Annotated in this window: 15 protein-coding genes; 9 read left to right on the top strand and 6 right to left on the bottom strand. The window is 70.4% G+C overall.

Annotation, left to right across the window (positions count from 1 at the left end):
- Positions 1-7: 7 nt before the first annotated feature.
- From xdhC to HDA39_RS07850, 6 genes are read left to right on the top strand one after another with little or no spacing between them, the layout of a single operon-like run.
- The gene (xdhC, locus tag HDA39_RS07875; protein WP_184794570.1) at positions 8-844 is read left to right on the top strand and encodes a xanthine dehydrogenase accessory protein XdhC; all 837 of its coding nucleotides are present in this window, start codon (positions 8-10) and stop codon (positions 842-844) included.
- Positions 841-2,130 (top strand): guanine deaminase, encoded by a 1,290-nt coding sequence (gene guaD, locus HDA39_RS07870; protein ID WP_184794569.1) that lies wholly within the window; start codon positions 841-843, stop codon positions 2,128-2,130. The genes xdhC and guaD overlap by 4 nt, the downstream gene beginning before the upstream one ends.
- Positions 2,130-2,630, top strand: coding sequence for a 2-oxo-4-hydroxy-4-carboxy-5-ureidoimidazoline decarboxylase (uraD, locus tag HDA39_RS07865; protein WP_184794568.1), 501 nt, complete (start codon positions 2,130-2,132; stop codon positions 2,628-2,630). Before guaD ends, uraD begins: the two co-directional genes overlap by 1 nt.
- Positions 2,627-2,983, top strand: coding sequence for a hydroxyisourate hydrolase (uraH, locus tag HDA39_RS07860; RefSeq protein ID WP_184794567.1), 357 nt, complete (start codon positions 2,627-2,629; stop codon positions 2,981-2,983). The genes uraD and uraH overlap by 4 nt, the downstream gene beginning before the upstream one ends.
- Before the next feature lie 4 nt (positions 2,984-2,987).
- Positions 2,988-3,893 carry a factor-independent urate hydroxylase gene (gene pucL / locus HDA39_RS07855; RefSeq protein ID WP_184794566.1) on the top strand — a complete coding sequence of 302 codons (906 nt, stop codon included), beginning with the start codon at positions 2,988-2,990 and terminating at the stop codon, positions 3,891-3,893.
- A gap of 9 nt (positions 3,894-3,902) precedes the next feature.
- Positions 3,903-5,285 (top strand): 8-oxoguanine deaminase, encoded by a 1,383-nt coding sequence (locus HDA39_RS07850; RefSeq protein ID WP_184794565.1) that lies wholly within the window; start codon positions 3,903-3,905, stop codon positions 5,283-5,285.
- A gap of 105 nt (positions 5,286-5,390) precedes the next feature.
- On the opposite strand, the gene soxR is transcribed toward HDA39_RS07850, so the two are convergent.
- Positions 5,391-5,897, bottom strand: coding sequence for a redox-sensitive transcriptional activator SoxR (soxR, locus tag HDA39_RS07845; protein ID WP_184794564.1), 507 nt, complete (start codon positions 5,895-5,897; stop codon positions 5,391-5,393).
- A 48-nt stretch (positions 5,898-5,945) separates the two neighbouring features.
- Positions 5,946-7,220, bottom strand: coding sequence for an MFS transporter (locus tag HDA39_RS07840; RefSeq protein WP_337925669.1), 1,275 nt, complete (start codon positions 7,218-7,220; stop codon positions 5,946-5,948).
- A 72-nt stretch (positions 7,221-7,292) separates the two neighbouring features.
- Here HDA39_RS07840 and HDA39_RS07835 point away from each other — a divergent pair, with 72 nt between their 5' ends.
- On the top strand, positions 7,293-8,258 hold the full coding sequence (locus HDA39_RS07835; RefSeq protein WP_337925668.1) for a GlxA family transcriptional regulator: 966 nt from the start codon (positions 7,293-7,295) through the stop codon (positions 8,256-8,258).
- Here the strand turns inward: HDA39_RS07835 and HDA39_RS07830 are convergent.
- Positions 8,255-9,382: a M24 family metallopeptidase gene (locus HDA39_RS07830; RefSeq protein WP_184794562.1), complete on the bottom strand. Its 1,128-nt coding sequence runs from the start codon at positions 9,380-9,382 to the stop codon at positions 8,255-8,257. The genes HDA39_RS07835 and HDA39_RS07830 overlap by 4 nt on opposite strands.
- A gap of 88 nt (positions 9,383-9,470) precedes the next feature.
- Between HDA39_RS07830 and HDA39_RS07825 the strand changes: the two genes are divergently transcribed.
- The gene (locus HDA39_RS07825) at positions 9,471-10,346 is read left to right on the top strand and encodes an SDR family NAD(P)-dependent oxidoreductase (RefSeq protein WP_184794561.1); all 876 of its coding nucleotides are present in this window, start codon (positions 9,471-9,473) and stop codon (positions 10,344-10,346) included.
- Positions 10,347-10,516: 170 nt separating this feature from the next.
- Positions 10,517-11,974, top strand: coding sequence for an AMP-binding protein (locus HDA39_RS07820; protein ID WP_238356004.1), 1,458 nt, complete (start codon positions 10,517-10,519; stop codon positions 11,972-11,974).
- On the opposite strand, the gene HDA39_RS07815 is transcribed toward HDA39_RS07820, so the two are convergent.
- Genes HDA39_RS07815 through HDA39_RS07805 form a run of 3 tightly spaced genes read right to left on the bottom strand, consistent with a single transcriptional unit; the run spans position 11,943 to position 14,807 of the window.
- Positions 11,943-12,743 carry a citryl-CoA lyase gene (locus HDA39_RS07815; RefSeq protein WP_184794559.1) on the bottom strand — a complete coding sequence of 267 codons (801 nt, stop codon included), beginning with the start codon at positions 12,741-12,743 and terminating at the stop codon, positions 11,943-11,945. The genes HDA39_RS07820 and HDA39_RS07815 overlap by 32 nt on opposite strands.
- On the bottom strand, positions 12,740-13,960 hold the full coding sequence (locus tag HDA39_RS07810; RefSeq protein WP_184794558.1) for a CoA transferase: 1,221 nt from the start codon (positions 13,958-13,960) through the stop codon (positions 12,740-12,742). Before HDA39_RS07810 ends, HDA39_RS07815 begins: the two co-directional genes overlap by 4 nt.
- Positions 13,950-14,807 carry an IclR family transcriptional regulator gene (locus tag HDA39_RS07805; RefSeq protein ID WP_238356003.1) on the bottom strand — a complete coding sequence of 286 codons (858 nt, stop codon included), beginning with the start codon at positions 14,805-14,807 and terminating at the stop codon, positions 13,950-13,952. The genes HDA39_RS07810 and HDA39_RS07805 overlap by 11 nt, the downstream gene beginning before the upstream one ends.
- Between the last annotated feature and the right edge of the window lie 82 nt (positions 14,808-14,889).

Raw genomic sequence — 14,889 nt, 5'->3', positions numbered from 1 at the left:
GGCCGACATGGAGTGGCTGCGAGCGGTTCAGCGCCTTCGGGAGCAGCGTCGGGCTGGTGTGTTGGTGACGGTGGTTTCTGTGCGTGGGCACTCCCCTCGTGAGGCCGGCGCCAAGATGGTTGTCAGCTCCGACCACGTGTGGGCGACCGTTGGCGGCGGCAACTTGGAGATGGTGGCCGTCGACCGGGCTCGCGCGATGATCGCCGAGCAGCTGGTTGAGTCTGAGGTGCTGGAGTTCAAGCTCTCCGACAAAGCGCCGTACCAGCAGGCCGTGCAGTGCTGCGGCGGGGAGATGAAGCTCCTGCTGGAGCCGCTCGCCGTGGTGCCGTCCGTCGCGATCTTCGGGCTCGGCCACGTCGGCCTCGAGCTGGCCCGGATCCTGGCGCGGCACGATCTCGAGCTGCACCTGATCGACTCCCGGCCCGATCAGCTGTCCGCCGAGCGGCTCGCCGTCCTGGACGACGCCGTAGCGGGCGTCCACATCCACCAGGTCCCCGTACTCCCCGAGCTCGTCGTCGGCGAGCTGCCGCCCGGCACCCACGCACTCGTGATGACCCACGACCACGCCGAGGACGCCGCGCTCTGCGACGCGGCGCTCCGCAACGGACAACTGGCGACGATCGGCCTGATCGGCTCCAGCGCCAAGTGGTCGCGGTTCCAGCGCAAGCTCGCCGAGGACGGCAACCCGCCCGAGGCGATCGCCACGATCACCACCCCGATCGGTCTGCCGGACCTGCCCGGCAAGGAGCCGGCCACCATCGCCGTCAGCGTGGCGGCCTGGCTGCTCCACCAATTCATTGCCGAGCGCAACCACGCGCCGGCCCATCGTGAGGCAAAAGCATGACGCTGTTCAGAGGCACGTTCCTCGACACCCCTGACAACCCGTTCGCCGGCGGCACCCTGCGGGTCGCCACAGACGCCGCATTGCTCGTCGAAGCCGGCGTGATCCGTGCCCGCGGCCCCTACCAGGAGCTGCGCCGCGCGCACCCTGCCGAGCAGGTCGTCGATCTGACCGGCGGGCTGGTGCTGCCCGGGTTCGTCGACACGCACGTGCACTTCCCGCAGATCCGCGCGGTCGGCGGGATGGGCATGCCGCTGATGGAGTGGCTCGACAAGTACGCGCTGCCCGAGGAAGCCCGCATGGCCGACCCGGCGTACGCCGGCAGCGTGGCCGACGAATTCGTCCGTGGCCTCGCGGCCGCCGGTACGACGAGCGCGCTGGTCTTCGGCGCCCACTACGTCGACGCGATGGACACCCTCTTCACCGCTGCCTCTCGCGTCGGCCTGCGCGTCACCAGCGGCCTGGTCGTCAGCGACCGGCTGCTGCGGCCCGACCTGCTGACGACCCCGGATCGCACGCACACCGAATCCGTTGCCCTGGCCAACCGCTGGCACGGCGTCGGCCGCAACCGGTACGCCGTGACGCCGCGCTTCTCGCTCTCGTGCACCGACGAACTGCTGGCCGCCTGCCACGACGTACTGAACGACGTACCGGACGCGTGGTTCACCTCGCACCTGAACGAGAACGACGCCGAGATCGCCACGGTGGCCGAGCTGTTCGGCGGCAGCGACTACCTCAGCACGTACGACAAGCACGGCCTGGTCGGACGGCGCAGCGTCTTCGCGCACAACGTGCACCCGACCGACGTCGAGCTCAAGCTGCTGGGCACGAGCGGCGCGACGGTCGCACACTGCCCGACGAGCAACGCCGCGCTCGGCAGCGGGCTGTTCCCGATCGGCCGGCACCTCGACCACGGCGTCCGCGTCGCGCTCGGGTCGGACGTCGGCGCGGGCACCGGGTTCTCGCTGCTGAAGGAAGGGCTGCAGGCGTACTTCTGCCAGCAGCTCCTCGGCGACCACGGTCACCCACTGACCTCCGCCCACCTGCTGCACCTGTCCACAGCCGCCGGAGCCGAGGCGCTTGGCCTGGACGAGGTCGGCGACCTGAGCGTCGGCAAGCGCTTCGACGCCCAGCTGCTGCGGCCCGCCGACAGCTCACCGCTGGCGGTCGGCATCACCCACGCGGCCGACGCCGAGGAAGTGCTGGCCCGGATCTTCACGCTCGGTACGCCGGCCGACGTCCGCGCCGTCTGGATCGACGGCGAGCTGCTCACCACTGGGGAGAACTGATGGACCTGCGCGCCTTCAACGCCGTACCGGCCGAACGACTGAGACCGATGCTGTCGGCCTGCTGCGACGTCGACCGCTGGGTCGACGGCGTGCTCGCCGGCCGCCCGTACGACGACCTCGCGGCGCTGACCGAGGTCGCTGACCGGACCGCGAGCACGTTCGACGACGCCGAGGTCGACACGGCGCTCGCCGCGCATCCGCGGATCGGCGACCGGGCGTCCGGGGAAAGCACCGAGGCGTCCTGGTCGCGCGCCGAGCAGTCCGGGGTCGGCGAGGAAGCTCGCGATGCGCTGGCCGAGGGCAACCGGTCGTACGAGGCACGGTTCGGGCGGGTGTTCCTGATCTGCGCGACCGGGCTGTCGGCCGCGGAGATGCTCGCTTCGCTGCGTGAGCGGCTGGGCCACGACGACGCGGCCGAGCGGACCGTCGTCCGGGACGAGCTGCGCAAGATCGCCGTCCTGCGGCTCACCAAGGTCGTCGATCAGGAGGTGCCGGTATGAGTACCGTCAGCACGCACGTTCTCGACACCGCGCTGGGCAGACCCGCGTGCGGCGTGCCGGTCCGGCTGTCGCGGATCGGCACCGAGCGGCCGGGCGACCGGGCCGCCGACCTGGTGGTCGAGCTCGGCTCCGGCCGGACCAACGACGACGGCCGCGTCAACGACCTGACCCCGCACGGGCTCGCGCCCGGCACGTACCAGCTCTGGTTCGACGTCGCCGCCTACGCGGCCGCGTCCGGCCAGGAGATCTTCTTTCCCGAGGTCACCGTGACCTTCACGATCACCGACGAGCGGCACCACCACGTCCCCCTGCTGCTCAGCCCGTTCGCCTATTCCACCTATCGAGGGAGCTGACCCGATGGCGATCCACCTGGGAGCCAACCAGTACGGCAAGGCCGAGAGCCGCGTCGTCCGGATCTACCGTGACACCCCGCGCCACCAGATCCGCGACCTCAACGTCTCGTCCGCGCTGCGCGGACGGTTCGAGGACGCGCACACCACCGGCGACCAGGCCGAGGTGCTGCCGACCGACACGCAGAAGAACACCGCGTTCGCGTTCGCCAAGGAGAAGGGCGTCGGTGCGATCGAGGACTTCGCGCTGACACTGGGCGACCACTTCCTCGAGGCGACGCCGGCCGCCGACGGCGCGCGGGTCGAGATCGAGGAGTACCCGTGGGAGCGGATCCTGGTCGACGGGCAGGAGCACGACCACTCGTTCGTCCGGTCCGGCAGCGGCGTCCGGTCGACGATCGTCAACGTCGAAGGGCGCGGCGCCGAGCGGCGGGCGCACGTGGTCTCCGGCATCCACGACCTCACCGTGCTGAAGTCGACCGGCTCGGAGTTCCACGGGTTCCGCAAGGACAAGTACACGACGCTGCCGGAGACCGACGACCGGATCCTCGCCACGTCGCTGGTCGCCCGGTGGCGCTACGACCACACCGAGGTCGACTGGGACAAGTCGTACGACGAGATCAAGGGGCTGCTGCTCGAGCAGTTCGCGCGCATTCACAGCTACGCGTTGCAGCAGACGCTGTACGGGATGGGATCGGCCGTGCTGGAGCGGCACCCGGAGGTCGCGGAGATCAAGTTCTCGGCGCCGAACAAGCATCACTTCCTGGTCGACCTGTCGCCGTTCGCGGTGGAGAACCCAGGTGAGGTCTTCATCGCGGCGGACCGCCCGTACGGGTTGATCGAGGCAACGGTCGTTCGGGACGACGCCACGGACGCGGGCAGTGCGTGGCACGCCGTCCCGGGTTTCTGCTGAGTCGCCCGGATGAGCGAGCAGCGCCGGCCCGGCGGCACCGCCCGGGCGGTCGTGATCGAGGGCGCGACCGTGATCACCCTCGATCCCGCCCGGCGGGAGTTCGTCGGCCATGTTGTTGTCCATGGCAATCAAGTGATTGCTGTCGGTCCTGGTCCGGCCCCGGCGTCCGAGGATGCCCGGGTGGTGGACGGGCGGGGGTGCCTGCTGACACCCGGGTTCGTCAACACGCATCAGCACCTGTACCAGTGGGTCACGCGCGGGCTCGTGCCGGACGCCGGGCTGTTCCGCTGGCTGACGACGCTGTACCCGGCGTGGGCGGGGATCGACGAACAGTCGGTGCACGTCGCCGCGCAAGGTGCGTTGGCGCAGCTCGCGTTGACCGGGTGCACGACGGCGGCTGATCACCACTACGTGTTCCCGCGGGACGGTGGTGATCTGCTGGGTGCTGAGATCCGGGCCGCTGCCGAGGTGGGACTGCGGTTCCACCCGGCGCGGGGGTCGATGGACCTCAGCGAGAAGGACGGCGGGCTGCCGCCCGACTCCGTCGTCCAGGATCGCGACGAGATCCTGGCCGCGACGGAGGCGGCGATCGATCGGTGGCACGATCCGTCGCCGGGGTCGATGCTGCGGATCGCCGTGGCGCCGTGCTCGCCGTTCAGTGTCACGACCGACCTGCTGCGGGAGGCGGCCGAGCTGGCTCGCCGGCGCGGGGTGCGGCTGCACACCCACCTCGCCGAAACCACTGACGAATCCGACTGGTGCGCCGAACACTTCAACTGCACTCCGGCGGAGTACGCCGAGGAGGTCGGCTGGATCGGGCCGGATGTCTGGTTCGCGCATGGGATTCACTTCACCGACCCGGAGATCAAGCAGCTCGGCCGGACCGGGACCGGGGTCGCACACTGCCCCAGCTCGAACGCTCGCCTGGGCGCCGGCATCGCGCGGGTCGCCGATCTTCGGGCGGCCGGGGCGCCGGTGGGTCTGGGCGTAGATGGTGCCGCCAGCAACGAAGCCGGGAGCCTGCTCGAGGAGGTCCGGCATGCGGTGCTCTTCGCCCGAGCCCGCGGTGGACCGGAAGCAGTCGGTGTCCGGGCGGCGCTGGAGCTTGCGACGCTGGGAGGTGCGCGTCTGCTGGGCCGGGAGGACGAGATCGGGTCGATCGAGACCGGGAAGCTGGCGGATCTGGCGCTGTGGCGGCTCGACACGCTTCCCCACGCCGGCATCGCTGATCCGGTGGCTGCGCTGGTGCTGGGAGCACCACCACCGCTGGAGTTGCTGCTGGTCAACGGCCGCTCGGTAGTAGAACGCAACACCGTGGTGACGATCGACCAGTCGGTTGTTGCCACCGAGGTCGCTCGAACTCAACAAGCTCTACTCGCGAAGGCAGGCTGATCAACCAAGTACCGACCCCCGACAGGTGGCCGGTACTTGGTTGGTGTCCCCACCAACCCTTCAATACCAACCCCCGACAGGTGGTTGGTACTTGGTGGGGTCGAGTCAGGCAGTTGCCTCGCACGTGTTGTTCGCGCAGCTCGCCTCGGGGTGGCGCGGGTTGCCTTCTCGGTCCACCAGGCGTTGGGGCCCAGGCCCGTTGGATGCCAGTACGTCGTACGGGTTCGCCAATCCGCAGCGATCCAACGACAGGCAACCGCACCCCACGCAGTCCTTGAAGTCGTCGCGCAGCTGTTCGAGCTGCAGGATGCGGCGGTCAAGCTCGGCCTGCCAGCACTCGGAGATGTGTTCCCAGTCCTGGCGGGTGGGCGTGCGGTTGTCGGGCAGCAGCGCGAGGATCGCCGCGACCTCGGCGAGCGGGATGCCGACCCGCTGGGCGATCCGGATCAGCGCGACCCGCCGCAGGGTGTCGCGCTTGTAGCGCCGCTGGTTGCCCGACGTCCGGCGGCTGAGGATGAGGTTCTGGCGCTCGTAGAAGTGCAGCGCCGAGATCGCGACGCCGCTGCGCTCGGACAGCTGTCCCACGGTCAACTCGCCTGGCTCGATGTCCACAACCGGTCCTTCCCTCGACAGACCTGAACCATTGTCGAGGGTAAAGGATCAGGTCGGGACGACGAGCCGCCGCCCGATACTCGCCGACATCAGCGCCGCCGCAGCACACAACCCACCGGCCAGGTACCACGCCAGGTTGTAGCTCCCCTGCACGTCCCGGATCGCCCCCGCACCGGTCGCCGCCAGCGCGGCGCCCACCTGGTGCGACGCGAACACCCAGCCGAACACGATCGGCCCGTCCACGCCGAACCACTCCCGGCACAGCGCGACCGTCGGCGGCACGGTCGCCACCCAGTCCAGCCCGTAGAAGATGATGAAAACCCACACGCTCGGCTGCGCGGTCGGCCCGAGCAGCGACGGCAGCACCAGCAGCGACAGCCCGCGCAGCGAGTAGTACGCGATCAACAAGTACCGCGGGTCCCACCGGTCCGTCAGCCAGCCCGAGATGATCGTCCCGCCGACGTCGAACACCCCGACCAGCGCCAGCAGCGACGCGGCCGTCGTCACCGGCATTCCGTGGTCGTGCGCGGCGGTGACGAAGTGCGTACCGACCAGCCCGTTCGTCGACGCACCACAGATCGCGAACCCACCCGCCAGCATCCAGAACGCCGGACGCTTCGACGCGTCCCGCAGCGCGGTCAGCGCCCGCAGCGCGCTGCTGCCGGTCGCCGTCACCCGCTGCCCGGCCAGACTCCCCTCCGGAGCGCCGTACGCACGCAGCCCGACATCACTCGGGTAGTCCCGCAGGAACAACAGCACCAGCGGTACGACGGCAAGCGCCGCACCGGCCGCGACCAGCGCTGGAATGCGCCACCCGTACGACGTCGCCAGCGCCGCGATCAACGGCAGGAACACGAGCTGCCCGGTCGCACCGGCAGCAGTCAGGATCCCGGTCACCAGCCCGCGCCGCTCCACGAACCACCGCCCGGTGATCGTCGCAACGAACGTCATCGACATCGACCCGGTCCCCACACCGACGAGCAGTCCCCAGCACAGCAGCAGCTGCCAGGCCGAGTCCATGAAGATCGTCAGCCCGCTGCCGAGCGCGATCAGCACCAGCGCGCCGCTGACCACCTTGCGCAGCCCGAGCCGGTCCATCAGCGCGGCGGCGAACGGCGAGATCAGGCCGTACAGCAGCAGGTTGACCGAGACCGCGGCCGAGATCGTCGCGTGCGACCAGCCGAACTCCTCGTGCAGCGGGTCGATCAGCACGCTCGGCACCGACCGGAAGCCGGCGGCGCCGATCAGGGTGACAAAACCGACGGCGGCGACCGGCCAGGCGCGGTGCAGCCGGAACGTCTTCTTCTCCAGGATCTCGGTCACTCAGCCGAGTATGAGTACCGCCCGACCGCCAAACCCAGTGGCCTGACCGCCACCATGTGTCAAGATATGGCCATGGCCACACCGCATCGGATCGCCGTCCTCGCGCTGGACCCGGTGGTCGGCTTCGACCTGACCATCCCGCCGACCATCTTCGGCGCCGCCACGCGCGCCGACGGCACTCCCCTGTACGACGTGAAGATCTGCGGCGTCCGCGCCGAGCCCGTCCGCGCGTCGGCCGGCTTCACGATCGTGCCCGACCACGGCGCCGAGGCGCTGGCCGAGGCCGACACCGTGATCATCCCGGGCACCTACCTGCCCGAGCCGCGGCACCTGGGCACGCTGCCGGAGGACGTCGCCGAGGCGCTCGCGCTGATCCGTCCTGGGACGCGGATCGCCTCGATCTGCACCGGTGCGTTCGTGCTCGCCGCGGCCGGGCTGCTCGACAGCCGTCCCGCGACGACGCACTGGATCCGCGCCGAGATGTTCCGCGCGCTCTACCCCCAGGTGAAGCTCGACGAGGACCTGCTGTTCATCGACGACGGCGACGTCCTGACCTCGGCCGGGCTGGGCGCCGGCGTCGACCTGTGCCTGCACCTGGTCCGCAGCGACTTCGGCAGCGAGGTCGCCAACCGCGCGGCCCGGCACTGCGTCGTACCGCCGTGGCGTGATGGCGGCCAGTCGCAGTACATCGAGCGCGCGGTCCCGGACGAGGGCAGCGACGGCACCGGGCCGACCAGGGTGTGGGCCCTGGAGCGGCTCGACCAGGAGATCAGCCTGGCCGCCATGGCGTCGTACGCGCGAATGAGTGTCCGTACCTTCAGCCGGCGCTTCAAGGCCGAGACCGGCCAGTCCCCCGGCACCTGGCTGCTGCAGCAGCGCATCCGGCACGCCTGCCACCTGCTGGAGACGACGGATCTTCCGGTGGACCGGATCGCCGAAGCGGCAGGACTCGGTACGTCGGCTTCGCTGCGCCACCACCTGCGCAGTTCGCTCGGCGTCTCGCCGTTGGCTTACCGGAAGACGTTCCGGGCCGCTTAGACGACCAGGAGTTCGTGCGGGCGCTGGTTGACCGACTCCACGCCGTCGTCGGTGACGATGACGATGTCCTCGATCCGCGCGCCCCAGCGACCGGCCTGGTAGATGCCGGGCTCGACACTGAACGCCATGCCCGGCTCCAGCAGCAGCTGGTTGCCCGCGACGATGTACGGCTCCTCGTGCACGTCCAGCCCGATCCCGTGCCCGGTCCGGTGGATGAAGTAATCGCCGAACCCGGCCGCCGCGATCACCGAACGGGCGGCAGCATCGATCGACTCCGCCGTGACACCGGGCCGGACTGCATCCACGGCGGCCTGCTGCGCTTCCTGCAGTACGGCGTACGTCGCGCGCACGTCGGCGTCCCGCGGCTCGCCGACCGCGTAGGTGCGGGTGGAGTCGGAGTTGAAGCCCGACGGCAGCGGTCCGCCGATGTCGACGACCACCACGTCGCCGGCCTCGATCACCCGGTCCGACACGTCGTGGTGCGGGCTCGCGCCGTTCGGGCCGCTGCCGACGATGACGAAGTCGGCGGCCTCGTGGCCTTCCTCCACGATCGCCCGGGTGATGTCCGCGCCGACCTCGGCCTCGGTCCGCCCGGCACGGAGGAACTCGGGGACCCGCGCGTGCACCCGGTCGATCGCGGCACCGGCCGCCCGCAGCTCGGCGATCTCCGCCGCGTCCTTGCGCATCCGCAGCTCCCGCACGATCGGCCCGGCGAGCACCTGCTCGGCCGCGGGGATCGCCTGCCGCAGTGCGAGCACGTGCAGGGCGATCGCGAAATCGCTGACCGCCACCTGGTCCGGCTTGCCCAGCCGGTCGCCGACCAGCGCGTACGGGTCGTCGCCGTCCACCCAGGTCAGCACGTCCACGCCTAGCTCGGCCAGCGGGACGTCGGCGTACCCAGGTGCTTCCAGCTTCGGTACGACGAGCGCCGGCGCTCCCTCGGCCGGCACGACCAGTGCGGTGAGCCGCTCGAACGAGCCGCCGCCCTGGCCGATCAGGTACCGCAGGTCGGAGCCCGGCGCGATCACCAGCCCGGTCCCCGCAGCGACCTGCTGCGCCCGCTCCAACCGCTTCCTGAGCACTCCGGCGTCCGGAGCTGACTGGTGCAACGATCGACGACTCATGCCGTCGACCCTATGCCGGACCGGGCTGCGAGAACTACCGAAATGCCAAGGGTGTCGCTGGAAGCTACCTGACAGTAATATCGATCGCATGGACAAACGCCCGCCGGGATGGCCGTTGCTCGTCGCGTTGATCAACGGCCGGAGCGGGATCCCGGACGCCCGGCTGGTGGAGGCCGTTCGGGACAAGGTCGTGCTGGTCACCGGTTCGTCGTACGGGATCGGTGAGGCGACGGCCCGGCGGCTCGCGGCGGCCGGTGCGATCGTTTTGCTGGTGGCACGAACCGCCGAGCAGCTCGACGTGGTGGCCTCAGGCATCAAGGCGTCGGGCGGCCGGGCTTTCTCCTACCCGACGAACCTGGCCGAGCCGGCGGCGATCGAGCGCCTGGTCGCCGACATCCTGCGCGACCACGGGCGCGTCGACGTCCTGGTGAGCAACGCGGGCAAGTCGATCCGGCGCTCGATCGCGGACTCCTACCAGCGCTTCCACGACATCGAGCGAACCAACGCGGTCAACTACCTCGGCCCGGCCAAGCTGGTCCTCGAGCTCCTCCCGTCGATGCGCGAGCGAGGTGCCGGGCACATCGTCAACGTGTCGACGGCCGGCGTACGAACTCCCCCGATGGCCCGCTGGTCGGCGTACCTGGCCTCGAAGAGCGCCTTCGACGTGTGGCTCCGCTGCATCTCCCAGGAGCTGCGCCACGACGGCGTCACCACGTCCACGGTCTATATGGGTCTGGTCCACACCCGGATGAGCGAGCCCACTCCCCTGCTCAACAGCCTCCCCGGACTGACCCCTGAGCAGGCAGCCGACCAGGTGTGCCGGGCGGTGGCTGAACGTCCGCACAACATCACGCCTCCGTTGGTCCGCCCGGCCGATGCCCTGGGCAACCTCCTGCGCGTGCCCACCGATCGATTGTTCGAGCAGTACTTCCGGAGGGGCAACACCAGAAAGCGGACCCAGTGAGGCCGCCGGTACGACCTATCGGGCCGTTGCGGGCGCCTGACTGGCTCGTGCGTGGTGCGAGTGAGCTGGGTGGGGTGTCGTTGGCGCTGGCTCGCTCGGGAGTCTGGCGGTCGGCAGGGCCGTTGCACCTGCCGGGAATCGAACGGTCGTTGCGCCGGTGGGGCCAATCGATGGCCGCGCTGGGGGCTGTTGCCGCGATTCGCTTCCCGGAGCGGGCGGGGGTGATCGACGAGCGGGGGCGGTTGACCTATCGCGAGCTGGACGGCTGGGTCGCGGCGATCGCGGCCGGGCTGCACGCCGAGCACGGGATTGTTGCCGGGAGCAAGGTTGCGGTGCTGTGCCGGAACCATCGGTATTTCCTGGCAGCGACCCTCGCGGCGTCGCGGCTGGGTGCTGACGTGCTGTTCGTGAACACCGAGTTCGCCGCGCCGCAGGTGACCGGCGTACTGGAGAAGCATCGGCCGGACCTGCTCGTGCACGACGAGGAGTTCGTCGTCGACACCGACGTACCGACTGTGCTGGGTTGGCGCGCGGAAGGCAGCGGGCTCGACGACCTGGCCTCGGCCGGTGCGCCTGAGCCGCCGGCACCGGATCGCCCGGGGCACATCACGATCCTCACCTCGGGAACCAGCGGTACGCCGAAAGCCGCACCCCGCGCTCCGACAGCGCTCGGCCTCGCGGGCTTGACGGCGTCTTCCCTGCAGCGCTTCGGACTCCGCGCGGGCGAACCGATGCTGATCTGCCCACCGCTCTTCCACGGACTCGGCCTGCTCAACTCGATGCTCGCCCTGTTCCTCGGCTCGCCACTCGTCCTCGCCCGCCGGTACTACGCCGCCGCCGTTCTCGCCTCGATCGAGGCGACCCGCGCCGGCTCGATCGTCGCCGTCCCGGTGATGCTCCAGCGCCTGCTCGAACTCGACCCCAGCGAGCTCGCCCGGTACGACGTGACGTCGCTGCGCGCGGTGATCTCCGGAGCCTCCGCGCTCCCGCCCTCCCTGGCCGAACGCTTCATCGTCCAGTTCGGTCCGGTCCTGTGCGACGCGTACGGATCCAGCGAGATCGGCATCGCGACGATCGCGTCGTCGGCCGACCTGCTCGCCGCGCCCGGCACGGTGGGCCGTCCGTGCCTGGGCAGCTCGGTCCGGATCCTCGGCCCCGACGACCGTCCGGTCCGCACCGGCGAGACCGGCCGCATCTTCGCCGGCGGCGGACTGGTCTTCGGCGGCTACTCCGACGGAAGCAGCAAGACCGTCGTCGACGGCCGGATGAGCACCGGCGACCTGGGACACCTGGACGCCCGCGGCCGCCTGTACGTCGACGGCCGCGAGGACGACATGATCGTCTCCGGCGGAGAGAACGTGTACCCGGGCGAGGTCGAGGACTGCTTGCTCACCCATCCCTCGGTGCGGGACGCGGCGGCGATCGGCGTACCGGACGAGGATTTCGGCCAGCGCCTGGTCGCGTACGTCGTACTGACGGCCGAGGTGACGACCGACGCGCTGATCGACCACGTACGAGCCAATCTGGCGCGCTACAAGGCGCCTCGGGAGATCGTCGTGATGGACGAGTTGCCCCGCACGGCAACCGGCAAGGTCCTCAAGCGGGATCTGGGAGCGACCGAGGGCTAGGGCCGGTGTACGTCGGATTGATGCCCTTCGGCAGCGGCCCCTTGATGCGGGTGGGTTCTTGCTGCTGTTCCCAGGCGTGGGCGAGCAGGCCGACGGATCGCGACAGGACGAACAGACCGCGAGCCAGCTCCGGAGCGAAGCCGAGCGACGCATAGATCGCGGCGGTAGCACCGTCGACGTTCATCGGGACGGGTTTGGTGCCTTCGGCAAGGACCTGTTCCAGGGCGAGGACGAGGTCCAGGTAGGTGCCGCTGACCGTGCCGGCCTCGACGGCGTGCTGGAGGGCGGTGATCAGCGGGTCCCGGCGGGGATCGCGGGGATGCCAGCGGTGGCCGAAGCCGGGGACGAAGGCTTTGCGGTGCTTGTAGTCGGCAACCAACGCGCGGGCGGCGTCCTCTGGTGACCCGCCGGAGTCGCGGAGTTGGAGCAGGACTTCGAGGCACTGCTGGCCGGCGCCGCCGTGGATGTCGCCGAGCAGGTTCACGCCCGTGGCCATCGCGTTGTTGAGTTCGAGGCCGCAGGACGACGCCATCCGCGCCGCGGCGATCGACGGCGCCTGCGGGCCGTGGTCGACGGCGGCGACCAGCGTCAGTTCGAGCAGCTTGGCCTCAGCCTCCGAGGGGAGTTCGCCGCGGGTCATCAGCCAGACCATCTGCGGGTAGCTGACCGCGCCGATCAGCTCCTCGACGGCGTACCCGCGCAAGCGGATGACACCCGGCTGGATGTCGGTGATCGCGGTCGACCACCAGTCCCCTACCGACTCGCTCATACGACTCCTTGGGCTCGCAGGTCCGCGATCTCATCAGCGGTGTACCCGGACTCCGCCAGTACGTCGTCGACGTGTTCCCCGAGCACCGGCGGACGCCCGCTCGGGCCGACCGGCTGCCCGTCGACGTGCACACTGCTGCCGAGAACGCGCAGGGAGCGCTCTCCGCCGGTCGGCATGCGGACCTCGTGGAGCAGGTTGCGTTGGGCGACCTGGTCGAGGGCGAGGGCCTGGGGAACAGTCAGCACGGGAGCAACCGGTACGCCGGTCGTTTCCAGCAGCGAGTCCCACTCGGCGGCGGAGCGCTCTCTCAGGGTGAGCTCGAGTTCGTCCGTCAGCTCGGCGCGATGGTGTTTGCGGGACTCGCGGGTGGCGAACCGTTCGTCGGTGATCAGCTCGGGGCGACCGAGGACCGTGCAGAGTTCGACGTACTGCTCCTGCTTGTTGGCGGCGATGTTGAGCGCGCCGTCGGCGGTCGCGAAGGTGCCGGACGGCGCGGAGGTCGCGTTTTCGTTGCCCATGGCCCGTGGGTCGCGGCCGGCGATGAGGTAGTCGGAGACGACCCAGCCCATCGCGGCGACGGCGGTCTCCAGCATCGAGACGTCGAGGAAGCTGCCGGTCCCGGTGCGGGCGCGCTTCACGAGCGCGGCCGAGATCGCGAACGCGGCGGCGTACCCGCCGAGGGTGTCCGCGATCGGGAACCCGGTCCGCGTGGGCGCGCTCTCCGCCGTACCGGTCACGCTCATCATCCCGGACAGCCCTTGAATGATCTGGTCGTACGCCGGACGCCCGCGCATCGGCCCGGTCTGGCCGAAGCCGGAGACCGCGCAGTAGACGAGCCCGTCGTTCAGCGCGTGCAGCACGTCCCAGCCGAAGCCGAGCCGTTCGAGCACGCCGGGGCGGAAGTTCTCCAGCAGCACGTCGGCGTCGCGGACCAGGCGCTCGAACACCTCACGCCCCGCCGGCGCCTTGAGGTCGAGCGTGAGAGAGCGCTTCCCGCTGTTCTGCGCGAGGAACGAGATCCCGAGCCCGCGCGCGCTCAGCTCCGGATCACCACCGAGGTTGCGCGCGAGGTCGCCGCTGCCCGGCACCTCGATCTTCACCACGTCGGCGCCCATCAGCCCCAGCTGGTACCCGGCGAACGGACCGGCGAGCACGTTCGTCAGGTCCAGCACCCGTACGCCGGCCAACAGATCGGCGGCCGGGCCCTCAGGAGGCACTGAAACCGCTCCAGCCGGTGGAGCTGATGGTTCTCGCGCACCGGCGTACGGCTTGGACGTACGCCGGGAGGCGCTCCTCGTTGAAGCGGGTGGTCGGGCCGCCGACACCGACCGCGGCGACGACCCGGCCGTCGGAGCGGAGGACAGGGGCCGAAACCCCGGAGGCGCCGAGTTCGCGCTCTCCGTGGGTGATCGCGAACCCGCGTTCGCCGGTCGCCGCGGCGATCGCGCGGAGCTTCTTCGGGAAGTCACTGCCGTACGGCGACTCGCCGGCGACGTCGTCGATCACCGACGGATCGGTCTCCAGCACCGGCGGATCGCTCAGCAGCACCTTCGACGCGGCACCGCCCCAGAGCGGCAGCGCCGAACCGACGGCGATCGAGTGCCGGACGCTCAGCGTGCCCTGGGCCTGCGCGAGGCAGACGCGGGTCCGCCCGACCCGGATGTACAGGTTGGCCGTCTCCCCGGTGTCGGCGGCCAGCTTGCCCATCGCGGACCGGACGGCCGGCGGGATCTCCATCGACGCGCTGCTCAACCGCGACCAGCGCAGGAAGCCCGGCCCGATCGCGTACCGCCCCGGGCCGATCGCGGCCACCAGACCCCGCTGCTCCAGCGTCGTCACCAGCCGCAAGACCGTTGTCTTGGGCAACTTGCTCGCCGTGGTCAGCTCGGCCAGCGTCCAGGTCGGGTGCTCGTCGTCGAACCGCTCCAGCAGGTCCAGCGCCCGGTGCACACTGCGGACGCCGGCCAGCTCCCGCTCGCCGCCTACGCCGGCATCGCCCACTCGCCCGCTCCCACCACGCTCCGCGGCCGCTGCCTGCGCGTTCGGTTCGCCGTACGCCGTCATGCCGCCCCTTCCGCCGGTGACTTCCTCGGTCGAAGATAACCCGCCGGTCCGCAGAACGGAATCTCTGTACCTCCTGGTGGAA

It is taken from the genome of Kribbella italica (assembly GCF_014205135.1).
Classification (GTDB): Bacteria; Actinomycetota; Actinomycetes; order Propionibacteriales; family Kribbellaceae; genus Kribbella; species Kribbella italica.
The sequence above is the reverse complement of the archived record's forward strand: the minus strand, read 5'-3'. Positions and strand labels throughout refer to the sequence as shown.

What these genes read in the sequence shown, in the direction of transcription:
- xdhC (WP_184794570.1), top strand. Translation starts at nt 8, where the DNA reads ATGGAGTGGCTGCGAGCGGTTCAGCGCCTTCGGGAGCAGCGTCGGGCT.
- guaD (WP_184794569.1), top strand. Translation starts at nt 841, where the DNA reads ATGACGCTGTTCAGAGGCACGTTCCTCGACACCCCTGACAACCCGTTC.
- uraD (WP_184794568.1), top strand. Translation starts at nt 2,130, where the DNA reads ATGGACCTGCGCGCCTTCAACGCCGTACCGGCCGAACGACTGAGACCG.
- uraH (WP_184794567.1), top strand. Translation starts at nt 2,627, where the DNA reads ATGAGTACCGTCAGCACGCACGTTCTCGACACCGCGCTGGGCAGACCC.
- pucL (WP_184794566.1), top strand. Translation starts at nt 2,988, where the DNA reads ATGGCGATCCACCTGGGAGCCAACCAGTACGGCAAGGCCGAGAGCCGC.
- HDA39_RS07850 (WP_184794565.1), top strand. Translation starts at nt 3,903, where the DNA reads ATGAGCGAGCAGCGCCGGCCCGGCGGCACCGCCCGGGCGGTCGTGATC.
- HDA39_RS07835 (WP_337925668.1), top strand. Translation starts at nt 7,293, where the DNA reads ATGGCCACACCGCATCGGATCGCCGTCCTCGCGCTGGACCCGGTGGTC.
- HDA39_RS07830 (WP_184794562.1), bottom strand. Translation starts at nt 9,382, where the DNA reads ATGAGTCGTCGATCGTTGCACCAGTCAGCTCCGGACGCCGGAGTGCTC.
- HDA39_RS07825 (WP_184794561.1), top strand. Translation starts at nt 9,471, where the DNA reads ATGGACAAACGCCCGCCGGGATGGCCGTTGCTCGTCGCGTTGATCAAC.
- HDA39_RS07820 (WP_238356004.1), top strand. Translation starts at nt 10,517, where the DNA reads ATGGCCGCGCTGGGGGCTGTTGCCGCGATTCGCTTCCCGGAGCGGGCG.
- HDA39_RS07815 (WP_184794559.1), bottom strand. Translation starts at nt 12,743, where the DNA reads ATGAGCGAGTCGGTAGGGGACTGGTGGTCGACCGCGATCACCGACATC.
- HDA39_RS07805 (WP_238356003.1), bottom strand. Translation starts at nt 14,807, where the DNA reads ATGACGGCGTACGGCGAACCGAACGCGCAGGCAGCGGCCGCGGAGCGT.